Genomic DNA, 24,604 nt, shown 5'->3' on the forward strand with positions numbered 1-24,604 from the left:
AAAACAATGCCCGACTTATTATTCGCTAACGCCACAATTTTTGATGCGACCGGAACCGCTCCCTACCTGGGAGAGGTGCTGATTAGAGGGAACCGTATCGCGTCCGTTACGCCGTTGTCTGACCAAGTAAAGCGCGAGAACGGCGATGTAACAGTGATCGATGCCGCCGGTAAGTTTATGATGCCGGGGATGACCGAAGCACATACGCATTTTTCCTGGAATGACCAGCCCTCGCTCAATGCCATTGCCATGATGCCTCCAGAAGAACACGCACTATGGTGTATGCAAGTGGCAAAAAAATACCTGGAAATGGGCTGGACCTCGTGTATGGGTGCGGCTGCAGCGAAACCGCGACTGGACGTAGTGGTACGCAATGCGATTGAAAGCGGTGCTTACCCGGGCCCACGCTATTCGGCTGCATCGCAGGAAATTACGGTGCAAGGCGGTCTGGGCGACACGATCCCGCCTCATATGCCCTACCCCGAACTCAGCTTTTGCGACATTATTTCCGGCCCCGAAGAAATGCGCAGAAGTGTGCGTCAGTTTATCAAGTATGGCGTAGACACCATCAAGCTGAACCTGTCAGGCGAATACATTGCAGGCATTAGCGCAAAGCTGACACCGTTTTCCGACGAGGAGATTTCCGTAGCGGTGCAGGAAGTTAAACGTTTCGATAAGCGTTTGGCAGCCCATGCCCGCTCGGCCGAGTCCATTAAACAGTGCTTGCGGCACGGCATCCATATTATCTACCACGCCAGCTACGCGGACGAAGAAGCCCTGGACATGCTGGAAAAACATAAAGGAGACTACTTTTTTGCCCCAGGGCTGGCCTGGCTGATTAATACCGCATACCACGCCAGCGAATGGGGCATCACTCCCGAGGTGGCCGAAGAGATGGGCTATATCGACGAGCTGGAACATGCGGTCGAGACTTTAAAGGCGATGAATAAGCGCGGCATTCCAATCTTGCCGGGTGGCGACTATGGATTCTCATGGATTCCCCACGGAACCAACGCCAAAGATTTGCAGTATTTCACTGAAATGATTGGCATCACGCCTATGGATGTCCTGCTTTCCGCAACCCGGGAAGGCGGCAAGATCATGCGTATGGGCAACGAACTAGGACAGATTAAAGAAAACTATCTGGCTGATCTGCTATTGATTGACGGCAACCCTTTGGAAGACATCGCGGTGCTGCAAGATAAAGAAAAAATACTGGCGGTAATGAAAGACGGTGTTTTTTATAAAAAGCTCATATGAAACTCTATCTACTCATCACCCTGAACGCACTGACCGTGGCCAGCTTGTATTTCTTGGTGGCCTCTGGTTTTTCGTTAATTTTTGGTCTGCTTCGATTGGTCAATATGGCACACGGAGCTCTGTTTCTGGTCGGAGGGTATGTGGGTTACGACGTTGCCTCTAGCACTGGATCATGGGTTTTGGGCCTGATTGGAGCAATGATCGCCAGCGGTCTGATTGGTGTTTTTCTACACCGTTTTTTATTGCAGCCAGTGAAAGACGATGAGCTTAGACAAGCTCTAGTCAGCATAGGCTTTGCCGTGATCCTTAGTGACTTACTACTTGCACGCTATGGAGGCGCCACGTTGCAGTTCACGCCACCCGAGATCATCTATGGCAGTACCCCGATGATGATTATCGGCGCCTACCCCACTATCCGTCTATTCGTGATGGCGACAGCGATTGTAGTGGGAGTCGCCTTGTGGTTTTTAATTTTGCACACCCGATTAGGGAGCCTGATCAGAGCGGGCGTGGATGATCGCGACATATTAGGCACGGTTGGTGTCAACGTCCCCAAAATCATGAGTCGGGTATTCATACTGGGAGCTGTCCTGGCTGGCCTCGCTGGAGTGGTAGGCGGCAGTGCCTTGTCTGTTGCACCCGGAGAGGACATGCGCTACCTATTGTCATCGCTCGTTGTGGTGATTGTAGGAGGAATGGGCAGCCTGGCTGGCGCGGCGCTTGGCGCATTACTCATTGGTTTTGCTGAGCAATTCGGCATGGCTTTCTTTCCTAACTATGCCATGTTGTCTACCTTCATGATCATGGTCATTGTTTTAGCATTGCGCCCACAAGGTATATTTGGCAGAAAAATATGAGTCTGACTAAAAAAACGGCTCTGGCCGCATTCGGCTTGATCTTGATCACCTTACCTCTATGGGCTAATACCTTCTGGTTGTCCTCGGTGGCAACGCGGGCGCTCATTCTTGGACTTATGGCCCTTAGCCTGAACTTCCTGTTCATCACTACAGGACTAGTTTCGCTTGCTCAAGCGGCAGTCGCTACATCCGCCGCTTATACCGTGGGGCTATTGTCTGCCAACAGCTCTTATATTGGTATCGAATTACACCCCCTCATCGCCATTATCTTAGCCTTAGGTGTCGGGACGCTTGGTGGCTTTATTGTCGGTCTGATCTCGCTACGCAGTAGTGGAATCTATCTCCTGATGATCACGCTGGCTACGTCCATGTGCTTGTTTTATTTCGTATCCCAAAACATCACGGTATTTAACGGCTTTGATGGTGTTAATGGCTTAAGAGCACCCTCTCTCGGAACGTGGGACTTTAGGCAGCGGGAACTCTTTTATTTTCTGTGCCTGCTGAGCAGCCTCGTGCTTTTGCTCCTGTGCCGGGCCGTTGAACGTTCAGTTCTGGGCTCAGTGCTTCATGGATTCAGGAATGCTCCTCTGCGTATGGCCGCACTTGGCTTTAACACTACGACCATTCGTCTGATCGCGTTCTCTATAGCCGGCTGGATTGCTGCGACGGGAGGCATCCTGAACGCCTGGCACACCGGACAAGTATCGCCTGGATCAACCGATGTCATGGCAGCCGTTAACTTACTGATTGTCGCGGTACTTGGCGGTGTATGGCACCCCGCAGGTGCTTTTATCGGGGCCTTGTTTTTTGTTCTGCTTGAAAACTTCGCCACAGGTCTCATTGGGCGAGAACGATTCAATCTGGTCATTGGCATCTCTTTCGTCTTGGCAGTCATTTACGCTCCCCGAGGTTTGTTGGGTGTGTATGAAAAAGTGGTAAACCGCTTGAAAACAACTTAATTACAACGGAGACATTCATGTATAAAAATAAATTTATTCTTCACAGTGCCGCTATTGCCTTAGGTACCTTACTTGGGGCATCTGCCTCTTACGCCAGTAATGGCCCCATCCGAATAGGTGTTTTGGCTACCTTAGAAGGCCCCTTTGCGCAGCCGGGCCAAGACGCGATGCGAGGCGCTGAACTTGCCTTAAAGGTACACGGAGGAAAAGTCGCCGGGCGGGAGATCGAGCTCGTCAAAGAGTCCAGTAACGCCAAGCCCGATGTAGCTGTAGCCAAAACCCGTAAACTGGTCGAGCTGGATAAGGTAGATATAGTTGTAGGACCGCTTTCAGGCAGTGAAGGGCTGGCCGTTAAAGAATATGCCCGTACCGTCCCCGGCACTACGTTTGTAAATGGCACCTCCGCGGCATCCGATACCACACTACGTGATCCGGCACCGAACTTCTTCCGCTTCACGATGGATGGCACCCAGTGGCAAGCAGGACTCGGGTCATATGCCTATGATGAAAAAGGCTATAAAAAAGTAGCTGTAGTTTCCGAGGACTATTCCTTCCCTTACGCACAGGTCATGGGCTTTCAGTCGGAGTTCTGTTCCCGAGGTGGAGAAGTCGTACAAAGAGCTGGGTTCCAATCGGAACCAAAGATTACAGCTCAGTTATTGCACGACTGCCCTCTGACGTTGATGCTATTTACGTACTACTGGGCGGAGCCGATGCGGTCAATTTCCTGACACAGTATTATCAAACGGGCGGCGAAGCAGCCATGATCGGAGGCACCGTTACGATCGACCAGAACGTATTAAGTACCAAGGGGGCGTTTAGCAAAAACATAGTCGGCATGATTGCTGCAGGGCCAACCGCTGATACCAATCCATCGGAAGAATGGCAAACCTTTGTCGAACAATACAAAACCACATTTCCAGATGCTTTTAACATGCCATCATCCTTTGCTCACGGCTACTACCTGAACACCATGGCGGTACTCCAAGCTTTAGATACTGTAGAAGGGAAGCTTGATGACGATCAGCAAGCCCTTCAGCAAACTCTGGCCTCTCTACAGCTGAACTCACCAACAGGCGTCGTCACACTGGATGAGAATCGACAAGCGATTGCCACTAACTACGTCACTGAAGTTGTCATCGATGACGATGGCCAGCTGCAGAACAAACTAGTCAAGACGGTTGAGAATGTAAACCAGACCCTGGGTATGGAACGCGAAGCGTTTTTAGCACTGGGTGCGCCAACCCGTAATAACCCAGTCTGCCAGCCATGACATCACATACAAGCACCGCGGCGATCTTATCGGTAGAGAAAGTCAGTGTGTCGTACGGCAGCCTGAGGGCTGTCGATACGGTATCACTGGAAATTTACCCTGGAGAGCGCCACGCTTTGCTGGGGACTAACGGGGCGGGAAAATCCACCTTGTTCAATGCGATTTCTGGTTCGGTCCCCGTCAGCGCCGGGCACATCACTTATGCCCAGCAGGACATTACCCACCTTCGTATGCATCAACGAGCCAGACTAGGCATAGGCCGCACTTTTCAGACATCTCTGCTTTTTGCCGATCGAAGCGTATTGAACAACGTACAAGTCGCCTCGATGGGACAACACGGCCCCCGTTTCTCCTTACGTTCGTGGAAACATTACCCGCAAGTAAGTCAACGCACCTTAGCGACTCTTCAGCAGTTCGGCTTAGACAAGCATCTTAACGATATAGCAGGTTCACTATCGTATGGAAAGCAGCGCGAACTTGAAATTGCCATGGCGATGATCAGTCAACCAGCTCTATTACTGTTAGATGAACCCGCTGCAGGGATGTCTCCAGAAGGAAGAACGGCGCTACTGCATCATTTGCGCAATCTCCCCCTGAGGTCACGCTGCTATTTGTTGAGCACGATATGGATATCGCGCTGGGGCTATCCGACCGCATTACGGTGATGTGTGATGGCCGGGTTGTAGCCTCGGGCACTCCCGAAAACATTGAGAACAATCCACTTGTCAGGGAAATTTATCTTGGTACAAACATCTAATCTTTTAAAAATAGATGGTTTATCTGTAAATCGAGGTGCCTTGCAAGTAATACACGGCATCAATTTGCAGATAGGCCCTGAACCTGTGGTGATGTTAGGAAGAAACGGAGCCGGTAAGTCGACGCTGTGTGCTGCCCTGCTTGGATTGCTGCCTGCTCAAAAGGGGGCTTTTTCCTTAAATGGCATAGCACTAACTCATAAAAAGGTTCACGAAATTGCCCAAAGCGGACTCGCCCTCGTGCCACAAGGGCGTCGAGTCTTTCCCTCATTAACGGTTCACGAGCACCTCCAGCTATTTAAGGGGAAGGCATCGGACCTCTGGACCACCGATCGCATCTACGCCACATTTCCACGACTGGCGCAACGTCGTCATAACTACGGAAACCAATTATCAGGGGTGAACAGCAAATGCTGGCGATCGGCCGTGCCCTGATGACTAACCCAAAATTACTAATACTTGATGAACCCTCGGAGGGGCTTGCTCCAAAAATAGTTCAGGATCTTATCTCGGTGCTATGCGACCTTCCTGCTCATGGCATTCAGGTTTTTTTAATCGAGCAGAACTGGCAGGCTGGGATTCAAGTTGCTGAGCGCGTGCTCATCATGGAAAACGGGCAAATTGCTCTGGAAACCGATGCCAACACTTTGCGCCAAAGTTTGGACTTGCAAAAACAATATTTGGGCATCAAGGCATCGTAAGGGGTATGTCTTCGACGGCGCCGGCATCTTTTACTGCGGTGGCGGCGCAAGCGGCAAGGTCCGCGCCGTGCGACGTCCGAAACAGTAATAAGTGGCTAACCGCATGGAGCTGGCCGTGCTTAGGCTCCGGTGCAAACGCCCCCAACGCGACCCAATGCCGCACGAAACGCCATGAATCAGGGAGTGGCCATCTTGTCTCTGCTGGAGCCGGTAAATACCAACCGCAGGCCTGGTTGGGCCACTCCCTGTTAGAGCGCTTTCTGCAGTGACTGTCAGCGAGACCTCATTTAACGAAACAACCTCTCATCCCACTGCACTACCATGGGTTCGGAAACCTTAATTCGTGAGGCATCTTGATGGGCAGGATTAATCAGTACGTTGAATTCCATGCGGGCCACGACTGAAGGCACGAGTAACAAGGCCGTCTGCTTCTGCTGAATCCAGTTATCGCCGATCTGCTGGGCAACGCTGCTCTCGGCTAGGTCCCACCCCACCGGCAGATCGTCAGGCGAGTAGCGTGTATAGGCCACGTCCTCCGGGACATCCGCGATCACACATCGATGGGATGGCGGTATCCTAGCAATATTTGTATGGACCAGCACTTCCAGCATGGCACCGGCGTATGACAAGGCGGCGTAGATAATAGGTTTTCCGGCAGAGTTCCAGCGCCCACCCATAAGCGCCGCCCCCGTACCATCCCAGATAGAATGCCTGCTGCTGGCGATTCGGTATAAGCGCACGCAATGCCACCCGTTAAGCGGGCAGACCGTAAAAAATCGACCAGAGCAGCCTTTCTACCCGCTGTGCGCCAATTTCACTGAAGGCTACCTCTAAGGGGGATTTTCCCTCGAGCATGGGGTGCTTAGCATGTAAAAAAGCACGAGCATCCTCTTCGGATTCAAGCACATGCATAGCCGTCGCATAGACGCGCGCCAAACGCTCGGTACGTTCGGACTCTTCCGCGCTGAGGTAGACTCTGCGCCGTTTAAAGGTGCCTTCCGGCACAACTTTGTACAGAATAGAATTAACCTGCTCGCCATGTAGAGACACCCGTACCGCAATAGCGCGCAACGCTTTTTTGGGCACGCCTTTTGAAATTAGCCTATCTAATTCAGCGAAGGTTGTGGGATTGGGCGCAAGGCTCATGACTGCGCCAATGTCTTCAGGTCGTAAAGCGAGCATGGCGTTCTCCACAGGTATCAATTGATGTGTATATTATAGATCAATTGATACTTGTCAGCAAACTCTACTATCGGATATAGCCTTTGTCTAACTATATCGACAGCGAAGAAAGATTCGCTGAGTATTTATCTGCGGCACTAGAAGAAGATGATCCTGCGCTGCTTTTGATTGCCCTTCGCGTGAGCTACCGCTTGCTCAGCCCACAACAAAGCCCCGCAGTGCAGGGCAAAGACTAATCAAAACATCCTGCGATTGATACTACATTGCAGTATCATTTATCGCATGAAAGCCAAACACCGAAGAACGCTAGAGCTAATCTTTTCCAGGCTGGCCCCAGCCGGGGTTAAGTGGAGTGACGCAGCAGCGCTCTTTGTCGAGCTTGGTGCTGAAATCACCGAGCGAGAAGGCTCCCGCGTTGCCATATTCCTCTTTGGGCAAGTGAAGGTGATGCACCGCCCTCACCCCTCGTCAGACATAGACAAGGGTGCAGTAGCCTCTATTCGAAGGTGGCTTGAAGAAAACGGAGTAAAACCATGAAGAACGTTATGAAAATAGGCAATCAGCAGGCTGTTATTACCTTTGACCCCGATATTGAAATGTTTCGGGGTGAATTTGTCGGGCTTAATGGCGGCGCAGACTTCTACGCTGATGATGTTGCTGGGCTGCATCGCGAGGGTGAGCTTTCGCTTAACCTCTTTATGGATGAATGCGCCAGACGCGGGATTGATCCTCGCAAGAGCTTTTCAGGAAAGTTCGTGCTACGAATCGCCCCCGAGGTTCACGAGGCCGCCGCCACCGCAGCAGCAGCCAGCGGAGAAAGCCTGAACCAATGGGTTGCTGGCGCCATCAAAGAAGCTGCTCACGCTTAAAGCAGCTACCCTCACGCGACTGAACGCCCACAAGAAACCGCCATATTACTGTTTCGGCGTCAACTTAGCTTTCAAGTGCAGCCCGCGTCTCTGCTGACAATTTTTCGATAACGCTCAAATACGCCGCTGCGGTTGCGTCAGGTTGACGCCGCCCTTGTTCCCAGCCCTTGAGCGTTGCCAGAGGAATACGGTAGGCTGACGAAAAATTTGCTGCGACAGGATAATTTTCTGGCACAACAGCAACCATCCAAGCCTCCCTTTCAGACAATAAATAATTAGCCCACCGAAAGCGTCACAGGCTTACCAATGCGGCTTAGCATGCCTACCAGGGCATCAATCGTGAACTTGCTCGTTTTTTTATTCACAACGTCTGAAACTCGGGGGCGCGACACCATCAGAATCTCGGCTGCCTCGACCTGCTTCAGGTGACTCTCTTTTATCCACGAAGCCAGCTCAGCCATCAATTGCTCTTTGAGCAACTGTGTGTCATTTATTTGTTGCTCGGATTCGGCTTGTAGCCGTTTTGCCTCGTCAGCCGGAAAACCCAGTTCGAGAAATATATTGCTTCCTGCCTTTGTTGTGTGGCGAATTTCAGTGTCAATGCTCATTTCATGCTCCTGGTATTCACGATGGCGGCATAACGCGTCTTCATAATTTCTTTGTCCTGCTTACTTGTCGTTTGGGTTTTCTTCTGAAAACAGTGCAACACATAGATGGCTTCATCAAACTTAGCAACATACATAACCCGATAAACACCACTACGGTCGCGAAGTCGAATTTCCCGTACGCCTTTTCCCACATCATCAAATGGTTTCCAGTCGTCCGGATCAAGTCCGGCCTGGACCTTTCCGAGTTGAAAGCCTGCTTGCCTACGAGGGTTCTCAGGAAATGCCAGAAGGTCTTCGTAAGACGAGCCTGACCATCGAATGTCTTTTTCCATAGCATTTGGATGTATAAATTATTATACACCTTCGCGATAAAACGAAAGGTGCCCTTTATTAATTAGCCTGACTGACCTGGCTATACCCAATTTTCATGGGATAGACATCCATCAAATCAGCTGCACCACACCGCTACATTTGCCCAATCGGCTCGCTTTACGACGTTAATGCGGCAATGCCAGCGCTGATTGCCGCATCTTCTGCCCCAGTGAGAATAATTAGTTTAGGTTTGTTCGACATAGCTCTGTACCTCACGTCTGCTTGCCTTGCGTAGGCTAATAATGTGCATGTGGCTATTTCGCTGCGTAACACCATGTTTGCTTTGGTTGGCTTTGTCTTTAACCGGATCAAATGTGATTTCCATAGAATTAGTGTAGTTACATAAACTATTAGGGTCACTTCATTGCTGTTCGCCGGCGCGTTTGAGCGAACCGAACAACTGGTCCCAAACTAGCAGCTTGAGATACCCAGCGACGTTAATTTCAACGGCAAGCGCAGGACTGGACGCTCACGATCCAAATGGAGAATCAGCTCAGGCTCTCTCACTCTGTCACAGCCGAGGTTGTGATATATTTTTTATTAGCGTAGGGATACCTACTTTATAGTCTGAGCTGAGGTTTGAGGTGAGTGAGGCAGAAGATCATCCACCTCGGGAAGTACGTGCTAGAGGTCAAAAGAAATAGCTAGCAACACCAAGCGTCAGGTTTTTAGCTATGAGGTGGCATGTATAGCAACTATTGTGATCTTGAACAGCATCATAACTAGTTGATAATCTGGAGAGTGGCTAATTACTCAGGCAGGTTACGGCCCAAAGCTAACGTTTGGAAAAGGCTATTACACTTCGCTTTGGGGGCCGTCGGCACTGGCGGTTCTTGTACCGTTAAAAACGGGAGCTGGGTCAATGCGTTGGACTCTCAGTTTTTTACTCACTTCAAGGAGCATGATTATGTCGGTATCAAGCGAAAGCCGAACAAGGCGCATATAAAAGCCGTGCGCATTACGGTCGGCGGCAAACAGTACGACATGTATCCAGAACGCATCAAGCAATGACGACACGGCGATGACAGGTTTTTTGCAAGCAATTTCCGGCTGGCCCGGTGCCGCCTTCCTGCAGGAATACTGGGTCGCCTATCTCGTTGTCAATGCAGCCCACATCCTTGGTATTGGGCTACTTCTTGGCGCGATCCTACCGCTCGATTTGCTTCTTTTACGTTCAACGCGCAGGCGGGATCTGCCTACCCTTGGCCCCTTTCTTGTACGCGCAGCGGCGACGGGCACCGCACTCGCGGTAACGACAGGGCTTTGGTTATTCTCAGTGAAGCCGGTGGAGTACGCAGAGAATCCAGCTTTCCTCTTCAAGGCCACACTGCTTGTACTGGCAATCTGCAACATCGCACTTCAGCATCGCGGCGAGCACTTTGATGCAGCCCTGCGCAGCGGCCAGCCATCTGTGCGAGTTCGAACCTTGGCCATCACATCCGCCATACTTTGGCTTTCTGTCCTCATAGCCGGCCGCTGGATAGGTTTTGTCTGAGACGATGTAATTGGCGGGAGATTGTCGGTGGGTGAGTAGCTCCCCTCCCCTAACACTCAACTCAAGAACCACAATAAAAGCTTGGCAGTTCATTAGGCATCGGTGCTTGCCTTAATAAGTTATTGATCTCGTTGAAGCTATACGCCAAACGCTGGGCGTTTATGTCAGTGACAAAGTGGCGTTAGATTTGAATGAGCGTGGGCAAAACACTTGATGCCGTCTATCACCATTGACGACGCACCAAGATACAGATCCAGTTTTAATTGTTTTTCCGATATAACTCGAAGGCCAAGGTGACTGTGTTTGCCTGGAACCGACTACTTTAAACGTGGATAAACTCAGCAGGCGGTTGAATCAGGTTTTCAGCAGCTATTCCAAGTTCTGTATGCAGCTTCCAAATCATCGGCAGCGCAAGAGATCACTTACGATTCAAGATTTCGTATACGCGATTGCGACGGCCAATCATTGGCTCTAAATCTTTAGCAGTAAGCCCAGCTTGCTCCATTCAAAACTTAATGGCTTCAATGGGGTCAGGCAGGTCAATAGGAAAAGCCTTGGCTTCATAGACTTGTATTAGCGTTGTAAGCACATCCAAGTAGTCTCCCTCAGGAGTACCGATATCAGGATCGGACTCCATTAAGCGAGAAACCACTTTAAGCGCCTTTTTATAGTCTGCTTCGGTACGGATTGGATGAATTTCCATGATTCACTCCATTTCTACTGTTTCGACGTCAATTTAGCTTTCAAGCGCAGCCCGCGTCTCTGCTGACAATTTTTCGATGACGCTCAAATACGCCGCTGCGGTTGCGTCAGGTTGACGCCGCCCTTGTTCCCAGCCCTTGAGCGTTGCCAGCGGAATACGGTAGGATGAAGAAAAAGCTTGCTGCGGCATCTTGAGCCGTTTGCGCAGGCTAGGCACGTCAGGTACCTCTACCACATGCACCCGCGCTGCTTTTGATTGCCCCTTCGCGTGAGCTACCGCTTGATTCAAACTCTCAATCAAATCGTCGGGAACGGTTGCGTTCGCACTTATTTATATTGTATCGAATGGCGCATGCAAGGCTTTGATTGCCACTTCGGGCGCAGTATTCACGATTTTCAACAGTGCGGCTGCCGGGCCTGTAGGCGTACGACGATGTTGTTCCCAATTTTGCAACGTTCGTACACTCACATGAATAGCGGTCGCAAACTCTTCTTGTGACAATTTAGTGCGCTCACGAACAGCTTTGACGTCAATTGATTCAACCTCAAACTGGCGTGACGGTTGCAATTTTCCGTGGCGAATGGCCTTAGCCTCTATCAAGCTTTGTTTCAGTTCAACAAATAGATTTTTATCCATGGCTATAATTCCTTAACCAGATCGTGTAATACAGCAAGTTCCACTTTAGTCAGCGTATCTTTTTTAGATTTAGGATAAGCAACCAGCATGTAAATTTGGTGATCTGCGGCAACCCAGTAATAAATCACTCGAACTCCCCCGCTTTTTTCTGTCCCTGACCGAGCAAAACTCAACTTCCTGATTCCTCCACCCCCAGAAATAATCGGACCCTTACTTGAGTTTTCTACAAGTTCATTTAGCAATGAACGATACTCATCATCTGCTAACAACGTGGTTATTTGTTTAGTGAATGTAGGGGTTTCAATAAATACCATCATTGATATGATACGCCAATGGCGTAGTAAATTTGATTGTTAAAAAAATCTTTCTAGTGCCGTATCACCGCCTTCGGTGATAGTGAAATCGTTTGCGTTCATTTCAGTGCTCTGACAAATCGTTTGTAGCGATTGGGTTTACATCAGAACTAATAAAAATTTGGATTTGCTGATCAGTCATCGGTATAGATTCGCACATAGCAGTAACATTCAACGTATCTACAATAGCAACAAAAGACCGCTTAGCCTGAGTGCATCTATGACAGAAGCATCCTGGCTGGCCGCCCTACCCACTTCAATTGTTTGAACTCGGCTAGGCTTAACTCATCAGTATCTGGGTCTGCAGCAATACCAGCGTTGATCGCTGCGTCTTCTACCTCAGTGGGCATAATTAATAGAGCATAGGGTCTGGGCGTCATGCTTGCACAAGGCCTTCGCACCTTACAAGGTTCCGAAGCGAGCAACGCCAACAGTTGGAGATGAAGCGCAAGAAGTGTCTCGTGCGTGACTCATCCCCGCACCTGCGAGGAACACTCGACAAGACCCAATTTGGGTCTTATGATACCCAAATTGAGTCTTATTTGGTGTAGGTATGGCAAAGACAAGTGTCGGTGATGCTCTTTTTACCAAAACACAGCAGAAAGTGCTGGCTGTGCTGTTTGGTCAGCCGGATAAAAGTTTCTATTTGAATGAACTGGTACGCTTAGCTAACATGGGAAGAGGCGCGATTAGCCGTGAAGTCAGCAAGCTAACAGATGCAGGTTTACTCGTAATGCATAAGCAAGGTAATCAAACCCATTACCAAGTGAATCCGGCTTCACCGATTTCAGCAGAGCTAGTCTCTCTGGTTAGAAAAACCTTTGGTGTGGCCGAGGTGTTAAAAACAACGTTAGCACCGCTTTTCCCACAGTTAAAACAAGCTTTTGTCTATGGTTCAATCGCCAAGGGGGAGGCGCACGCAGGCAGCGATGTGGATTTGATGTTGGTGGGCGATGACATCAGCTATAGCGAAGTCATGAGTTTGCTCGAAAGTGCTGAGCAAGCCTTACAGCGCACCGTTAATCCAACGATTTATACACCTCAGGAGTTCGCCGAACGCTTTGAGCAAGGGCAAAGCTTTTTGACTAAGGTGATGGAACAAGAAAGGTTAGACTTGTTGCGGGATTAAGATCTGAAGGAAACTCTATGGATGCATTAGAAAATTTAGTCAAAATTAATCAATTAAAAGCAAACCTTTTAATGCTAACGAGTTTGCAGGCATGCTGCGAGCCGGTGATAATAAATTAAAAGATGTAGCGATTTCAGGATTAAGTGAGGATAGCCGATTTATGTTGGCCTACGGTGCTGCCTATAGCTTTTCTTTAGCTGCGCTACGTTGGCATGGTTATCGCTCAGATAGTCGCTATTTGGTATTTCAGTGTTTACAGCATACGTTGGGATTAGATAAGGCCAAATGGCGTATTTTGGATAAGTGCCATAATGCACGTAACCTTGCCGAGTACGAGGGGCATATGGATATTAACCCTCAATTATTAAAAGAATTAATAAGTATTACTGACGAAATTCAAGGATTAGTTAAATCGCTAAAACCAAAGGAATAAATAATTAAGATCGGTACCAATAGAATGGCAAGCTGTCCGGTTTCACTTGCTTGCAGGCATGTCACGTAAATGCATCTCTTCCGGAAATGCCCCTCTCTCAGGAAATTGCCAAGGGTACTTAACCGCATCCTCTAGGTTATCGCGTTTACTATGCTCGTGAGGGCTGCGTTGTTTATGAATGGCGGCGATAAATCCACCCAAAAGAAAGACATCAAAACCGCGCTTGAAATAGCGCGGAAACTGTAAGAGAGACCGTCATGGAAAAAATCAAACTACGTAAATGGGATGCAGCCGAACACCTCAAGACTGAAGAGGATGTAGTTCTGTATCTACAGGCCTGCATGGACGAAGCTGGCGATGACGCGGCATTCATCGCTGCTGCGTTAGGTGATGTTGCCCGCGCTAAAGGCATGACACAACTCGCCAAGGACACCGGCCTGGGCAGAGAAAGCCTTTATAAAGCGCTGTCCGGTGAAGGTAACCCAAGCTTCGGGACTATCCTAAAAGTAATGCACGCGTTAGGCATCAAGCTGCAACCGCAATCCGTTTCCCACGCTTAAAAGCAGCAGCCCTCTCTCAAACGGCAAAAAAAGCGCCCTTGAGGCGCTTTCTTTCGTTCGTTCTGATGCTTCGTTCCTGCTTATGGTGAGAATTTACGTAAGGTTCCGGCGCGTCAAACCCTTGACATGGCACCGGCGAACTGGTTTGCCCTCAAGCCCCTGCAAGTGACCGACGATTGCAAAGCCGAGGCACCGACACCAGTCGCGCCAACGCCTGAACGAGACGGGACTGGCTCAACGATTGAGCTTGAGTTGGCGAATCAGGTGCTGAGCATGAAGGTACGCTGGCCAGTCAGCGAGCACAACGCCCTGGCGCAGCGGACACGGGAACTGTTTACGTGATCCGTGTTGATCAAATCTGGCTGGCCACCCAACTTCAATGGGGATAAGGCAGATCAATAGGAAAAGCCTTGGCCTCATAGACTTGTATTAGTGTTGTAAGCACATCCAGGTGGTCGCCTTCAGGAGTGCCAATATCAGGATCGGACTCCATTAGGCGAGAAACCACTTTGAGCGCCTTTTTATAGTCTGCTTCGGTACGGATTGAATAGATTTCCATAATTCACTCCATTTCTACTGTTTCGGCGTCAACTTAGCTTTCAAGTGCGGCCCGCGTCTCTGCTGACAATTTTTCGATGACGCTCAAATACGCCGCTGCGGTTGCGTCAGGTTGACGCCGCCCTTGTTCCCAGCCCTTGAGCGTTGCCAGAGGAATACGGTAGGCTGAAGAAAAAGCTTGCTGCGACATCTTGAGCCGTTTGCGCAGGCTACGTACATCGGGTACCTCTACCACATGCACCCGCGCCGCTTTTGATTGTCCATTCGTGTGAGCTACCGCTTGATTCAAACTCTCAATCAAATCGTCGCCAAAAGTCGTTCCCATTTCAATCTCCTTTCCCACTATGCCGCTCTTTCAGCAGTAGGGTCAGTTTTGTCACCTGTTGCTTCTGACCCGGCGTCAAGTCAGTGCTCGTGGCCATAGCATAGGTCAGCAACATATAAATCGGGGCGTCCGTATGGTAGTAGAAGTAAATCACACGTGCGCCACCACGCTTGCCGATACCGGATCTACTCCATCGCAATTTTCGAACGCCACCCGTTCCGGGTATGACATCTCCGCCTTCGGGGTTACGCGCCACATAATCAATCAACTCTGCCCGTTCTTCGTCTGTCCAGATTGCTTTCGCTAAATTGAGAAATACGGAAAGCTCAACGACGGTGATGGGCTTTACTTTCATTATTTTAATATACGTCATTGACGTCCACTCAACAAGAAAAACACGCCAATTTTTTAGCCTGCTGCAATCTGACACGATCGCCAACCGAAACAAAGACATCTAAATTGTAATGCTTGATCGATCACGAACATGCCGTTTACCCTCTTGGTGAACTATCGAGTATTCCTCGATAGTTGATTTTTTATCAGGACTAATAAAAATTTGGATTTACTGATCAGTCATCGGTATAGATTCGCACATAGCAGTAACAATCAGGGTATCTACAATAGCAGTAAAAGACCGCTAAACCTGAGTGTATCTATGACAGAAGCATCCTGGTTGGCCGCCCTACCCGCTTCAATTATTTGAACTCAAACTGACTCAATTTATCGGTATCTGCGTCTGATGGTTCAGGACAGTTCTGTACACACAGAAGCAATGAAACTGACTACATATTGTCAGCGGCATAGTTTGTAGCCTGACAACGGAATATGAAGCGCGAGAAGTATCTCGTGCCATGGTTCATTCATACACGTGCGAGGAGCACAAAACTCAAGCTCTTTTGAAAGTTAACGATAGAGCAATTAAAGTAGCGGCCTTAGTAGCCCTGGCTAAGTGCACGATTAAGTAGCTAGTTCAGAACATTTTATTTTGTTACAGTAAACAGGCTGATGCCTGATGCCGGCCAGGAGCAACTATTGGAGAAGTTCGACTGCGTGCGTCAATCTTGAAGACTTCCCGAGACTGAGCGAAATACATGATCAACAGTACGGAGACAATTTGCCAATATTGTCAGTAGTTATCGAGGGAGCCATCGGCTGGGCAGTGGGCCGGATGGGCAACGTGGCAGCGGATGCTTTCAGGAGCCAATGGTGCGAAACTGGGGCAAAGGTAGAGCTGATTGCAATCATCGAAGATGCTATGGAGAATGCTGTAGCTGCCGTACCTGTCTTAGCGGAAGACTTTCGCTCGGAGACGTTCATCCATCACGTCGTCGCGCCGGCGGTTTTGCAATTTCTTCGTGATCCGACTACTGATAAGCCCGATGGGGAAATCGTTCAAGGTTACATCGAGCGATTCGTAGAGCCTTTTCTGCGAGGACGCTCACTAGAGAAAACCTTATCGCAGTTGTTCCGTACGCAGCGCCCCGCCTTGGAGATTGCCTTTTCTCTGTTTCTGACTCGCCTGCGTCCAGCCCTCTACGCATCTAAGCATTGGCGGGAGCCGATTCGCGATCAAGCTCTTGAAGAAATCCGATCCACGGTTCTTCGCATCGAAAAGCAATTAGCTCCAACCTCCGTGTTCAATACGGTTGATATCGACGTTGCCCGAGCCGATGCAAAGGTAGCTTCCGAAGCGCTCAAATCTTGGACTCAAACAATTGGCGGCGAGCGCATCGATCGACCCGAGCTTGAAGTACTTCAGCAACGTATTCGCGAACATCCTTATGCCTGCACGCTGGTCATCGGCGAGTCTGGCTCGGGAAAGTCTGCATTGTTCGCCGAGCTAACTTCACGCCTCCAGAAACAAGGAATGGTCGTTTTCGCCATCAAGGCAGATCTCCTTCCCACGCATGTGAAAACACTAGACGATGTGTCAGCAGCACTGGGACTTCACGGACATCTGCTCAGCGAGATTGAGGCCTTGGCGCGGACCGCTCCAGTTGTCGTGCTAATCGACCAGTTGGACGCTGTCAGTGAGGTCATGGATCGATCATCGGAACGGATGCGGCTAATGCTACAGATCGCCCATCATTTTCAAGATAAGAAACAGACTGAGCCACCCGTGCATATTCTCGTCTCTTCGAGACCCTTCGAAGCGGACTATGACGCCCGTTTTCAGTCGCTTTACGCTGAGACCATCCAGCTCGCATTACCGAGTCACGAACAAGTCCAAGCACTGCTTCACCGTCTGCACATCCCGCAGAAGGAAATTCCTGCAACATTAAGCGAGACGCTGAGACGGCCTTTTGCACTGCGTATCTTCGTTGATATTCTCCGATGTGGTGTTCCTGGCTCCGAGTTGGTGGCCTCACAGCTTTTGAATACCTGGTTAATATCCGCCAACCTCGGTGACTCCGCGATGCGCCAGACAGTGCTTACGTTTCTAGAAACGTTGGCCGTTGACATGACCCAGACCGAATCGCTGTGGCGGCCAGTCGATACCTATGAAACTCAGGATCCCCAGGCTGTCCAAGTTGCAGTGGCGTCCGGAATTGCCGTGAGGCAGAATGGCTTGGTGGGCTTCAGTCATCAAGCTTGGTTGGATGACTTCCAAGTCAAGAATTTCACTAGCGGCCAATCGCTTGCTAACTATGCCTGGCAAAGGCAAGGCGGCCTCTTCGCACGGGCTACCGTGTTGCGTGCATTGCAGCGCCTCCGTACCTTCGATCTACCTGCCTATACTTCAGCGATCGATGCCTTGCTGGGAGACGCCAGAACGCGGCGACACCTTCGCCACCTCGTCGTAGATATGGTCGCCGGACAGCGGCAACCCTCCGAGCGTGAGAGAACTTGGCTACAACAGCTAGTGCATAGCGATGCGCCATTGGCACGACGAGCCCTCACTAGAGCTACGGCTCATTGGGTAGACTGGCGTGAGTATCTACGCCCGTTAACGACTGTCATCATGGGTAACCCGGATCTGCGATGGAGTGCGATTCAGATGTTAATTACGGAAGCTCCATTCGATGCTGACTTCGTAGTCAAATCAATCTCAGCGATTTGGGATTCCCCTGACCGTGATCTTGATGTGTTTTATGTGTTTTCCAATTCAAGTCAATGGTCTCCAGCATCTGTCGAACGCCTCCAACTCATCTTTTCACGGCAGAAGAGCGGTGATTACGCGATCGTTAAATATGCACAAGCATTAAGTGACAATCATGCTGCCGATCTGCTAAAAATCTATCTTGAAGGGTTAGATATCAATGATAACGATCAACTGCAACTCTACGGTTTAGATAAGCTCATAGAGCGTTCATCAAAAACTTTCGCCAGCACTCTCCTCCCATGGTTCGTGCGCGTGGCTGGTCAGAAAAAGGATGAATCACAAGGCCATCGGAATGCCTATCCATGCTCAACAAGCCTGCCCTCATCATGGGATTACGCGGTGTCTGAGGATGGCATCTTTGAAGTCGCCAGGTCTGTTGTTCTCGCCTGCGCCAAAGAGCATCCACGCCATTTCCTATCTCTAATCTCCCCGTTCTTGGATACCGAGGTCGACGAGGTTCAGGCCTTGATTGCTGAAGGTTTTGCGGCTGGAAATACAGCGCTGGCAAACGAAGGTGTTGAATACTTATTGGCGGATCCGCGTCGACTACAACTCGGTATGGCTTTTGTTCAGGACGCTCACGGTGTGAGTCAGCTGGTTACAGGGTGGTCCACAGAGACGCTTCTAAGAGCTATCGTTCCGCAGGTTGACGCGAAGCAATTAGAACGTCTACGGTTGAGTATCGAATCATGGGAGCCATACATGGTTGAGGCTCTGGGAGAGACTGATGCACCGATGCGACTCCAGTACCGACTTTGGGCACAGGAGCGGCGGCTTTCACTGTTGGCATTGCTGCCTACCGGAGTTTTGGAACCACGCCGATACCGACAAGTCCAGGAGTGGCTATCTAAGCAGCCGATTCTGAGACGAGACCGAGGCAAGATGATGGCGTCCTTTGTCGGATCACCGATGTCCGTGCAACAGATGACCCGTGCTTCTGACAAGGACATATTCAAATTGATTGATGAAGTTGCTGACACTACCGATCGCCGACCGAGGAGCCGTCGATTGCATCTCGACGGCGGCATCGTGGAGTTAGCTCGTGCGTTTGCGGCATTCGCCAAAATTCACCCTGAGCGTGCTCTGTGCATCGCGGAGCATCACTTTCAGCCCAATCGACATGAGAACGCAGCAGGCGAGTTACTGCGTGCTCTTGCCGATAATCCTAGTGTGAATACACAGCACATACGTGCACTCATATGGAAATGGCATCGCGAAGGATTTGCTAGCAAAATATGGAGAAGAGACACGGCTTGGGCTCTGCAGCATCTGGCAAAACGCGGTGCAGGCTTAATCGACGAAGACCTCGCTTTACTGGAGACTTGGATCGTTAACGACTCAAAATGCATTGAGACACAAATTGCGCAGAGAATTAGTTTGGAGAAGCACAATCGCAAAGCAAGCAGCGCACGCAGCACTCAGACCAAGGCGATTGTATTTGGCCAAAATCCGGGAGGCATGCGTGTGCTTCCGCAGGACAACTTCTCGTTGCTTTCAGCGATGGCGGCAGGACTGTTAAGTCGCAAAGAACCGGATTGGGATGGTTGGCTGTCCGCCTTAGAACGGCATGTGGATCGAGCTGAAGACCCTGCGATTTGGACCGCGTTGCTGATGTTTCGCGGCCAACCGTTGTACTGGGCGAACCGCCCGCGCACGACGCGACTTTTACAAACGGTCTGGGAAAGGTTCCCGGATGCGTTCTCGAACGAATACATCGGGGACTTCCTATGGAGCAACCGCGAGCTCGTCGCTGATGAGATGATGAAAGCGATACGGGATTGGTGGTTAGCCAGTGACAAGTCAGAGAGCCGGCAGGCTGCTGGAGAATTGCTGATGGCAACGGTTCTCCTTAACCCCGAGAACAAAGCGGCAGCCTTACAGCTAGAACAAGTTCTAGCTGGCTCAGCCAGCCCGGAACGTTTGGGCATCTTGTTCACCGCGTCTACGGCCTGGCGCGAAGACGCTCCCACGTTGCGGCACGCTGCGCATCGTATATTAATGCGTTTTGTACAACAGGCTAGTGGACACGATGCCTCGGCCATTGCTTGTATCGTGCCATACCAAGAGGCACCGATAGGAGATTCCCTTACCAAAGAAATGTTCGGCGCTATTGCTGGCAATCCCGCAGTGCTGAGCGCTTGCTTTGGCCGAAATTTCACACATATCTTGCAGGCCTTGCTTCTCTACCCAGGTTTTGAAGAGCTAGTCCTCGAATTGACGGAGCGCTGTGCAGATCTTATGTTCGCAAAGGGTGAATCATCCCTTGGGATACCACACGGCGAGAGCTTCGTGGCTATTGCCATTTCGCTCCAAAGGTCGACAGATTCACTCCGAAGTCGAGCCATGGATTTATACGAACGATTGTTGGATGGAGCGGTTTACGGGGCGGAAGAGGCAGCCGCTGCTTCGCTTATGCGTGGCTAGATGAACCATAGGACATCGCTCAATAGTTAGTTCTTCCTATTAAATTTTTAGACCTACTTCGTATTTAGCTGCCTCTACCTGCGCCAAAGCACAGCTTATAAGGACTGACTCTTGTTCGAAACAATAATATTAAATTACAGCCAAATCTACGGTAGTTTTACACGCACAAACACGCGGAAGTGACCTGCCTCCACGATGGAGACTCCTGACGGAATCATTCATGAATTTAAGCTCCGCAGATCAACACTTTAGACCTCAGGTAAGACTCAAGTCTGTTAACCGTAGCTATCAAACCAAGAATATACATATAAATTGACGAGTAATTAAATCTAAATACTATGAAATTTATAAAACAATTCTAATATAAATTTCTAGAATATTATTTTAATCTTCAATTAAACTTAGATTGTTACATAATACAATAATTCAATCCATCAACCCTGCGAGGGATAGAGCTTTCCACATCAAAACCAGGAGGGTTTAAATCAACGCCCAGCACCTGATTGTCGTAAGCACCAACCTGCAAGTTAACCATGCCACCCGTACCATCCAGCAAACGAACCCCGTTGAATTCAGCCTGCTGCACAATACGATCAATTTCCTTTAAATTCAAATTGATCTCGGCCTGAATCGTGTCACGGTCGATTTGATTAAGCCCACCCGACACACCTTGCACCGTTAGTTGGCGAACACGCTGCAGCCTGTCTAATACATACCGGCCAGGGCACTTTCTGCAGTGGCGGTCAGCGAGACGCCATCATTACTATTGCGCCGCGCCATCGCCTGCCCCGTGATTTGGCTAGTCAGGCGATTTCCAATAGATAACCCGGCAGCATCGTCTTTAGCACCATTAACACGCATGCCGGACGCCAAGCGTTCACTGGCAACGGTCAATGCTGAATTATTACGCTGAAGGTTCTGTAACGCCTTCACGGATGACAGATTGGTGTAAATAGTTTGCATAAGCCAGAACAAAGGTTAAGGGTGACTTAATCTTCCTTAGGTAACGGTAACGTTTTAAAAAACTTTAGCGTCTTGCAAACTACTTATACCCAAGGGAGGCATGCCATCCATCTCTGCAGGCAATACAGATAACCTTAATCAAACATAGCCAAATCCCTACTTTTATAAAAACTCCTGTGATTCTGTAGCTGTAAAGCTAAAGTTTTTGTGTTGAAAGTAGACAGATATCTGGTTTTGAAGGGCAATATAACTAGATTGATAATTTGGAGGGAAAAACACTCGGTAAGCAGACGACCCAAAGCGGAAACTCATCTGTGATTTCTTATTGGCAGTTTTAAGCGAAACCAGTCTTTCATTATGAAGCAACAAATTATCACCCGTCACCGATCGTTGACTGTGAGAGATGCATCATGCCTGCAGAATCTCAGATGAGAAGATTGGTCTTTGTCGTGGGTGTGCAGCGCTTGCGATACAAATTCCACTCGAATAGTGCCGCGAGCTGATTAATCGTCCAGCCTGTATCGAATTGCACCTGCAATCGGCGTGATCACGCTGAGTCAGCCCTGACCCTCTCTTCAAAATGACAGTGACCAACTGGCCAGATACACGGAGTTCCGATGACAGCTAGCGTTGACATTTGAACAATTTAGTTTTGATCCAAAAGCAAGAACCGACCACTGCTGTCCCAATAACTTCCGGTTTAAAACTTTGAAACGTGATATTTGGATGTTTTTCACTTAACATATTGAAACAAAAGAAATGATACGTATCAAACAGCAGCCACCAACTTCAATGAGAGGGGGTCTTTACGTAAAGCAAAGCACCGAAAAAAGACCTCGCTGGGGCCCTGTGCTCGACGAGGTTGCGGGTCTCGTAGTACCGAATCTGGCCAATCGATCGAGTTCTGCAGCACTGTTGCTTCGAGTAGATGGCGACATTTTTGCTTTTACCTTTGGTTACGATCGTTATTTGCTTGAGCAGTCGCTGTTCGTACAGGACTTTGGTCTTCGAACAGCGCTCAACACACTCGACGAAAAATCATTACGAAGCGTTGACTTACATACTCTTGAAGACCAACCTGTTCAGAAAAAATCTCAGGCGGCTCGCGATTCGGAGGTAAGCGTATTTGGAATCGACATCCTTCGGGATATCCTTCGCGCCGTGACTGGTGTTCCCAAGAGGGAAGTTAATCTCATGCAGATTGCAGGTGGAGATGCTGCGTTCTCCTTTAGCGTCGAAATGGAAGCCGAAGATTTTCCCATGTTGTGCCGTCGCGTCAAAGGTTACTATGCCAATGAAGACTACAAGGCGTCTTTCTCATGGGTCGATAATGTTCGCAAGGTCAAGGACGATGTCTCGATTGATGCGCTGAATATGCGGTTGGTTCAAGCCATCTCCGCGCGCGATCCTGGAATCATGGTTACACTGCCGGAGATCGGCGCATGGGTATTTCCTGCTTGACAAGCAGCTTGTCAAAACCAACCGTACCACATCACCCATAGAACTCTGCGACCTACTGACCCCTGCTAAGCAGTTGGTGCACGTAAAGCATCGCAAGGGTGGATCGGCTGGACTTAGCCATCTCTTTGCCCAGGGAGGTGTGGCTGCGGAAATCATGCTAGGCGATAAAGAGTTCCGCAAGAAGGCACGAACTGTGCTGCGTAGAGTTAATCCGGCCGCACATGATCTCGTACCTTTAAACACTATCAGGAGCGCAGACTACGAGATTGTTTTTCTGATCTTGGGAGAGGACAGTGCTACGCTCAAGCAGAACTTACCATTTTTCAGCAGGGTCAATCTGACGAAAGCGTTCGAAAACCTCACTCGACGTGGATTTCGGGTTTCAATCGCTGGTGCCGCAAAGTCACAGCGCTTAATCCCTTAATTAGGAAACCTGCACAGGCGGGTAAGTGGAAGCTTAAATGGCATACCGCGCTATTAGTGTTTCTCAACTGCCCGTTGAAAATAAGATTCGGTAATGACGCGTAGTGGCTGCAGCCGACCCGTAGCGGACAGTCCTCACAGGGCTTATCATGCATAAGCGACGCAGATAATTTCCCCAAGCGATTTGCTATGGAGCCCAAATGAACCGCCGATATTTGTTGAAAACCTTGTTGTACAGTACTGGAGCTCTTTTGGCCCGCCCAGGATCGTCCTTTGCGCAGACAACAGGAGACACGGTCGCCCTGATAGCCGCACTCGAACACAGGCACGGTGGAAGACTGGGCGTAGCTACTCTTGATACAGCGACGGGGATGCGTTCTGCATACCGCGGCAACGAACGATTCTTAATTTGCAGCACCTTCAAGTTGCTATTGACGGCCGCAGTTTTGAAGCGTGTGGATAACAACGAGGAGCAGCTCGACCGACGAATCACCTTCGATAGATCGTTGATCCTTGCTTGGGCGCCGGTCACTGGGCTGAATGTTGGATCACCCGGCATGAGTATTCAGGAGCTCTGCGAAGCGACGATGATCATGAGCGACAATACCGCCGCCAACCTGTTGTTGGAAACACTCGGTGGGCCAGCTGCCGTTACCGCGTACGCCCGAAGTCTGGGCGATACTAAAACACGACTGGATCATATTGAGCCGCTCGATGGTAGTCAACAGGGTGACGAAGATACGACCACCCCTCAGTCAATGCTGGAAAATATGCAAAAGATCATGCTCGGCAAAACACTCTCCGAAGAATCTAGAACACGGCTTATCAACTGGTTCGCAATGAACCAGACGGGCTCTCAGACTTTAAAAGCGGGGTTGTCATCGGACTGGCTCATCGGCGACAAAACCGGTGCCGCGAACAATACCAATAACGATATTGCTCTTATCACACCACCAGGACGACAACCCATATTGGTGGCCGCGTATTACACGAATGACGGGATAAACAGCAACGCGCGCAAAGCGGTGTTGGCTAAGGTGGGGAAGATCGTGGTGAAGTTGTAAATGTGAAGTCCAAGGCCGAAGAGAATTATAAGCCCTGCAATACCCGCGTCAGAGAACCCTGCTTCCTCCATCGTCATTGGAGCGATGTAGGTAATGGAGGTAAAAAAGGCCGTTGAACCGAAGATAGTGATGCTCATA

General features: G+C 49.7%; 31 protein-coding genes and 3 pseudogenes. 19 read left to right on the plus strand and 15 right to left on the minus strand.

The annotated features are described in order from the left end of the window. Window positions 1–6: 6 nt before the first annotated feature. The 7 genes and pseudogenes from L1889_RS06365 to L1889_RS19120 all read left to right on the plus strand — a co-directional run bounded on the left by L1889_RS06365 (window position 7) and on the right by L1889_RS19120 (window position 5,805). Window positions 7–1,260, plus strand: a complete 1,254-nt coding sequence (locus tag L1889_RS06365; protein WP_238664424.1) for a metal-dependent hydrolase family protein — start codon at window positions 7–9, stop codon at window positions 1,258–1,260. Next, window positions 1,257–2,117, plus strand: a complete 861-nt coding sequence (locus tag L1889_RS06370) for a branched-chain amino acid ABC transporter permease (protein ID WP_238664425.1) — start codon at window positions 1,257–1,259, stop codon at window positions 2,115–2,117. Before L1889_RS06365 ends, L1889_RS06370 begins: the two co-directional genes overlap by 4 nt. Then, window positions 2,114–3,076, plus strand: coding sequence for a branched-chain amino acid ABC transporter permease (locus L1889_RS06375; RefSeq protein ID WP_238664426.1), 963 nt, complete (start codon window positions 2,114–2,116; stop codon window positions 3,074–3,076). The genes L1889_RS06370 and L1889_RS06375 overlap by 4 nt, the downstream gene beginning before the upstream one ends. A gap of 17 nt (window positions 3,077–3,093) precedes the next feature. After that, a pseudogene (locus tag L1889_RS06380) lies at window positions 3,094–4,349 on the plus strand (ABC transporter substrate-binding protein). Beyond that, a complete protein-coding gene (locus L1889_RS06385; RefSeq protein WP_238664427.1) occupies window positions 4,346–5,014 on the plus strand; it encodes an ABC transporter ATP-binding protein in 669 nt (222 codons plus the stop codon). Before L1889_RS06380 ends, L1889_RS06385 begins: the two are co-directional and overlap by 4 nt. After that, the gene (locus L1889_RS19115; RefSeq protein ID WP_372871723.1) at window positions 5,014–5,106 is read left to right on the plus strand and encodes an ABC transporter ATP-binding protein C-terminal domain-containing protein; all 93 of its coding nucleotides are present in this window, start codon (window positions 5,014–5,016) and stop codon (window positions 5,104–5,106) included. The genes L1889_RS06385 and L1889_RS19115 overlap by 1 nt, the downstream gene beginning before the upstream one ends. 91 nt (window positions 5,107–5,197) lie before the next feature. Beyond that, a pseudogene (locus L1889_RS19120) lies at window positions 5,198–5,805 on the plus strand (ABC transporter ATP-binding protein). A 287-nt stretch (window positions 5,806–6,092) separates the two neighbouring features. On the opposite strand, the gene L1889_RS06395 reads toward L1889_RS19120, so the two are convergent. Together L1889_RS06395 and L1889_RS06400 are read right to left on the minus strand one after the other, a co-directional pair. Continuing rightward, window positions 6,093–6,545, minus strand: coding sequence for an RES family NAD+ phosphorylase (locus L1889_RS06395; RefSeq protein WP_238664428.1), 453 nt, complete (start codon window positions 6,543–6,545; stop codon window positions 6,093–6,095). Window positions 6,546–6,558: 13 nt separating this feature from the next. Continuing rightward, window positions 6,559–6,987, minus strand: a complete 429-nt coding sequence (locus L1889_RS06400; protein ID WP_238664429.1) for an Xre family toxin-antitoxin system antitoxin — start codon at window positions 6,985–6,987, stop codon at window positions 6,559–6,561. Window positions 6,988–7,070: 83 nt separating this feature from the next. Between L1889_RS06400 and L1889_RS06405 the strand changes: the two genes are divergently transcribed. From L1889_RS06405 to L1889_RS06415, 3 genes are read left to right on the plus strand one after another with little or no spacing between them, the layout of a single operon-like run. Further along, window positions 7,071–7,223 (plus strand): helix-turn-helix domain-containing protein, encoded by a 153-nt coding sequence (locus L1889_RS06405; protein WP_238664430.1) that lies wholly within the window; start codon window positions 7,071–7,073, stop codon window positions 7,221–7,223. A 46-nt stretch (window positions 7,224–7,269) separates the two neighbouring features. Beyond that, window positions 7,270–7,524, plus strand: a complete 255-nt coding sequence (locus tag L1889_RS06410; protein ID WP_238664431.1) for a type II toxin-antitoxin system HicA family toxin — start codon at window positions 7,270–7,272, stop codon at window positions 7,522–7,524. Further along, complete coding sequence (locus L1889_RS06415) at window positions 7,521–7,856, plus strand: type II toxin-antitoxin system HicB family antitoxin (RefSeq protein ID WP_238664432.1); 336 nt, start codon at window positions 7,521–7,523, stop codon at window positions 7,854–7,856. The genes L1889_RS06410 and L1889_RS06415 overlap by 4 nt, the downstream gene beginning before the upstream one ends. A gap of 64 nt (window positions 7,857–7,920) precedes the next feature. On the opposite strand, the gene L1889_RS06420 is transcribed toward L1889_RS06415, so the two are convergent. Genes L1889_RS06420 through L1889_RS06430 form a run of 3 tightly spaced genes read right to left on the minus strand, consistent with a single transcriptional unit; the run spans window position 7,921 to window position 8,796 of the window. Next, window positions 7,921–8,103 carry a helix-turn-helix domain-containing protein gene (locus tag L1889_RS06420; RefSeq protein ID WP_238664433.1) on the minus strand — a complete coding sequence of 61 codons (183 nt, stop codon included), beginning with the start codon at window positions 8,101–8,103 and terminating at the stop codon, window positions 7,921–7,923. A gap of 28 nt (window positions 8,104–8,131) precedes the next feature. After that, entirely contained in the window at window positions 8,132–8,464 is a 333-nt protein-coding gene (locus tag L1889_RS06425) for a helix-turn-helix domain-containing protein (RefSeq protein WP_238664434.1), read from the minus strand. Then, complete coding sequence (locus tag L1889_RS06430) at window positions 8,461–8,796, minus strand: type II toxin-antitoxin system RelE/ParE family toxin (RefSeq protein ID WP_238664435.1); 336 nt, start codon at window positions 8,794–8,796, stop codon at window positions 8,461–8,463. Before L1889_RS06430 ends, L1889_RS06425 begins: the two co-directional genes overlap by 4 nt. Window positions 8,797–9,857: 1,061 nt before the next feature. Here L1889_RS06430 and L1889_RS06435 point away from each other — a divergent pair. Next, window positions 9,858–10,331 (plus strand): DUF2214 domain-containing protein, encoded by a 474-nt coding sequence (locus L1889_RS06435; RefSeq protein WP_238664436.1) that lies wholly within the window; start codon window positions 9,858–9,860, stop codon window positions 10,329–10,331. A 322-nt stretch (window positions 10,332–10,653) separates the two neighbouring features. On the opposite strand, the pseudogene L1889_RS06440 reads toward L1889_RS06435, so the two are convergent. The 5 genes and pseudogenes from L1889_RS06440 to L1889_RS06460 form a co-directional block, all read right to left on the minus strand. Beyond that, window positions 10,654–11,034 (minus strand): annotated as a pseudogene (locus tag L1889_RS06440) (helix-turn-helix domain-containing protein). Window positions 11,035–11,067: 33 nt separating this feature from the next. After that, window positions 11,068–11,322 carry a helix-turn-helix domain-containing protein gene (locus L1889_RS06445; protein WP_238664437.1) on the minus strand — a complete coding sequence of 85 codons (255 nt, stop codon included), beginning with the start codon at window positions 11,320–11,322 and terminating at the stop codon, window positions 11,068–11,070. Between the two features lie 42 nt (window positions 11,323–11,364). Continuing rightward, window positions 11,365–11,670 carry a NadS family protein gene (gene nadS, locus L1889_RS06450; protein WP_238664438.1) on the minus strand — a complete coding sequence of 102 codons (306 nt, stop codon included), beginning with the start codon at window positions 11,668–11,670 and terminating at the stop codon, window positions 11,365–11,367. 2 nt (window positions 11,671–11,672) lie between these two features. Next, window positions 11,673–11,987 (minus strand): type II toxin-antitoxin system RelE/ParE family toxin, encoded by a 315-nt coding sequence (locus L1889_RS06455; protein WP_238664439.1) that lies wholly within the window; start codon window positions 11,985–11,987, stop codon window positions 11,673–11,675. A 254-nt stretch (window positions 11,988–12,241) separates the two neighbouring features. Continuing rightward, complete coding sequence (locus L1889_RS06460; protein ID WP_238664440.1) at window positions 12,242–12,403, minus strand: hypothetical protein; 162 nt, start codon at window positions 12,401–12,403, stop codon at window positions 12,242–12,244. A gap of 173 nt (window positions 12,404–12,576) precedes the next feature. On the opposite strand from L1889_RS06460, the gene L1889_RS06465 reads away from it, so the two are divergent. The 4 genes from L1889_RS06465 to L1889_RS06480 all read left to right on the plus strand — a co-directional run bounded on the left by L1889_RS06465 (window position 12,577) and on the right by L1889_RS06480 (window position 14,487). Then, a complete protein-coding gene (locus L1889_RS06465) occupies window positions 12,577–13,152 on the plus strand; it encodes a nucleotidyltransferase domain-containing protein (RefSeq protein ID WP_238664441.1) in 576 nt (191 codons plus the stop codon). Window positions 13,153–13,243: 91 nt separating this feature from the next. Then, a complete protein-coding gene (locus tag L1889_RS06470) occupies window positions 13,244–13,585 on the plus strand; it encodes a hypothetical protein (RefSeq protein ID WP_238664442.1) in 342 nt (113 codons plus the stop codon). Between the two features lie 257 nt (window positions 13,586–13,842). Further along, window positions 13,843–14,145, plus strand: a complete 303-nt coding sequence (locus L1889_RS06475; protein ID WP_238664443.1) for an addiction module antidote protein — start codon at window positions 13,843–13,845, stop codon at window positions 14,143–14,145. A gap of 126 nt (window positions 14,146–14,271) precedes the next feature. Continuing rightward, window positions 14,272–14,487 (plus strand): hypothetical protein, encoded by a 216-nt coding sequence (locus L1889_RS06480; RefSeq protein WP_238664444.1) that lies wholly within the window; start codon window positions 14,272–14,274, stop codon window positions 14,485–14,487. 34 nt (window positions 14,488–14,521) lie between these two features. On the opposite strand, the gene L1889_RS06485 is transcribed toward L1889_RS06480, so the two are convergent. Genes L1889_RS06485 through L1889_RS06495 form a run of 3 tightly spaced genes read right to left on the minus strand, consistent with a single transcriptional unit; the run spans window position 14,522 to window position 15,401 of the window. Further along, window positions 14,522–14,704: a hypothetical protein gene (locus L1889_RS06485; RefSeq protein ID WP_238664445.1), complete on the minus strand. Its 183-nt coding sequence runs from the start codon at window positions 14,702–14,704 to the stop codon at window positions 14,522–14,524. A 33-nt stretch (window positions 14,705–14,737) separates the two neighbouring features. After that, the gene (nadS, locus tag L1889_RS06490; protein WP_238664446.1) at window positions 14,738–15,028 is read right to left on the minus strand and encodes a NadS family protein; all 291 of its coding nucleotides are present in this window, start codon (window positions 15,026–15,028) and stop codon (window positions 14,738–14,740) included. 1 nt (window position 15,029) lies between these two features. Continuing rightward, a complete protein-coding gene (locus L1889_RS06495) occupies window positions 15,030–15,401 on the minus strand; it encodes a type II toxin-antitoxin system RelE/ParE family toxin (RefSeq protein ID WP_238664447.1) in 372 nt (123 codons plus the stop codon). A 741-nt stretch (window positions 15,402–16,142) separates the two neighbouring features. Between L1889_RS06495 and L1889_RS06500 the strand changes: the two genes are divergently transcribed. Next, a complete protein-coding gene (locus L1889_RS06500) occupies window positions 16,143–20,555 on the plus strand; it encodes an AAA family ATPase (protein WP_238664448.1) in 4,413 nt (1,470 codons plus the stop codon). Window positions 20,556–20,964: 409 nt separating this feature from the next. Here the strand turns inward: L1889_RS06500 and L1889_RS06505 are convergent, their stop codons facing one another. Both L1889_RS06505 and L1889_RS06510 read right to left on the minus strand, forming a co-directional pair. Continuing rightward, complete coding sequence (locus L1889_RS06505) at window positions 20,965–21,222, minus strand: flagellin N-terminal helical domain-containing protein (RefSeq protein WP_238664449.1); 258 nt, start codon at window positions 21,220–21,222, stop codon at window positions 20,965–20,967. A 38-nt stretch (window positions 21,223–21,260) separates the two neighbouring features. Next, the gene (locus L1889_RS06510) at window positions 21,261–21,518 is read right to left on the minus strand and encodes a flagellin N-terminal helical domain-containing protein (protein WP_238664450.1); all 258 of its coding nucleotides are present in this window, start codon (window positions 21,516–21,518) and stop codon (window positions 21,261–21,263) included. Window positions 21,519–22,310: 792 nt separating this feature from the next. Between L1889_RS06510 and L1889_RS06515 the strand changes: the two genes are divergently transcribed. From L1889_RS06515 to bla, 3 genes are all read left to right on the plus strand, one after another. After that, window positions 22,311–22,979 carry a TIGR04141 family sporadically distributed protein gene (locus L1889_RS06515; protein ID WP_257793947.1) on the plus strand — a complete coding sequence of 223 codons (669 nt, stop codon included), beginning with the start codon at window positions 22,311–22,313 and terminating at the stop codon, window positions 22,977–22,979. After that, window positions 22,972–23,403 (plus strand): TIGR04141 family sporadically distributed protein, encoded by a 432-nt coding sequence (locus L1889_RS19125; protein WP_372871725.1) that lies wholly within the window; start codon window positions 22,972–22,974, stop codon window positions 23,401–23,403. Before L1889_RS06515 ends, L1889_RS19125 begins: the two co-directional genes overlap by 8 nt. Window positions 23,404–23,602: 199 nt before the next feature. Next, on the plus strand, window positions 23,603–24,466 hold the full coding sequence (gene bla, locus L1889_RS06520; protein WP_238664452.1) for a class A beta-lactamase: 864 nt from the start codon (window positions 23,603–23,605) through the stop codon (window positions 24,464–24,466). Window positions 24,467–24,604 lie beyond the last annotated feature (138 nt).

Origin of the sequence: Paenalcaligenes niemegkensis (genome assembly GCF_022230885.1) — a bacterium.
Classification (GTDB): Bacteria; Pseudomonadota; Gammaproteobacteria; order Burkholderiales; family Burkholderiaceae_B; genus Paenalcaligenes; species Paenalcaligenes niemegkensis.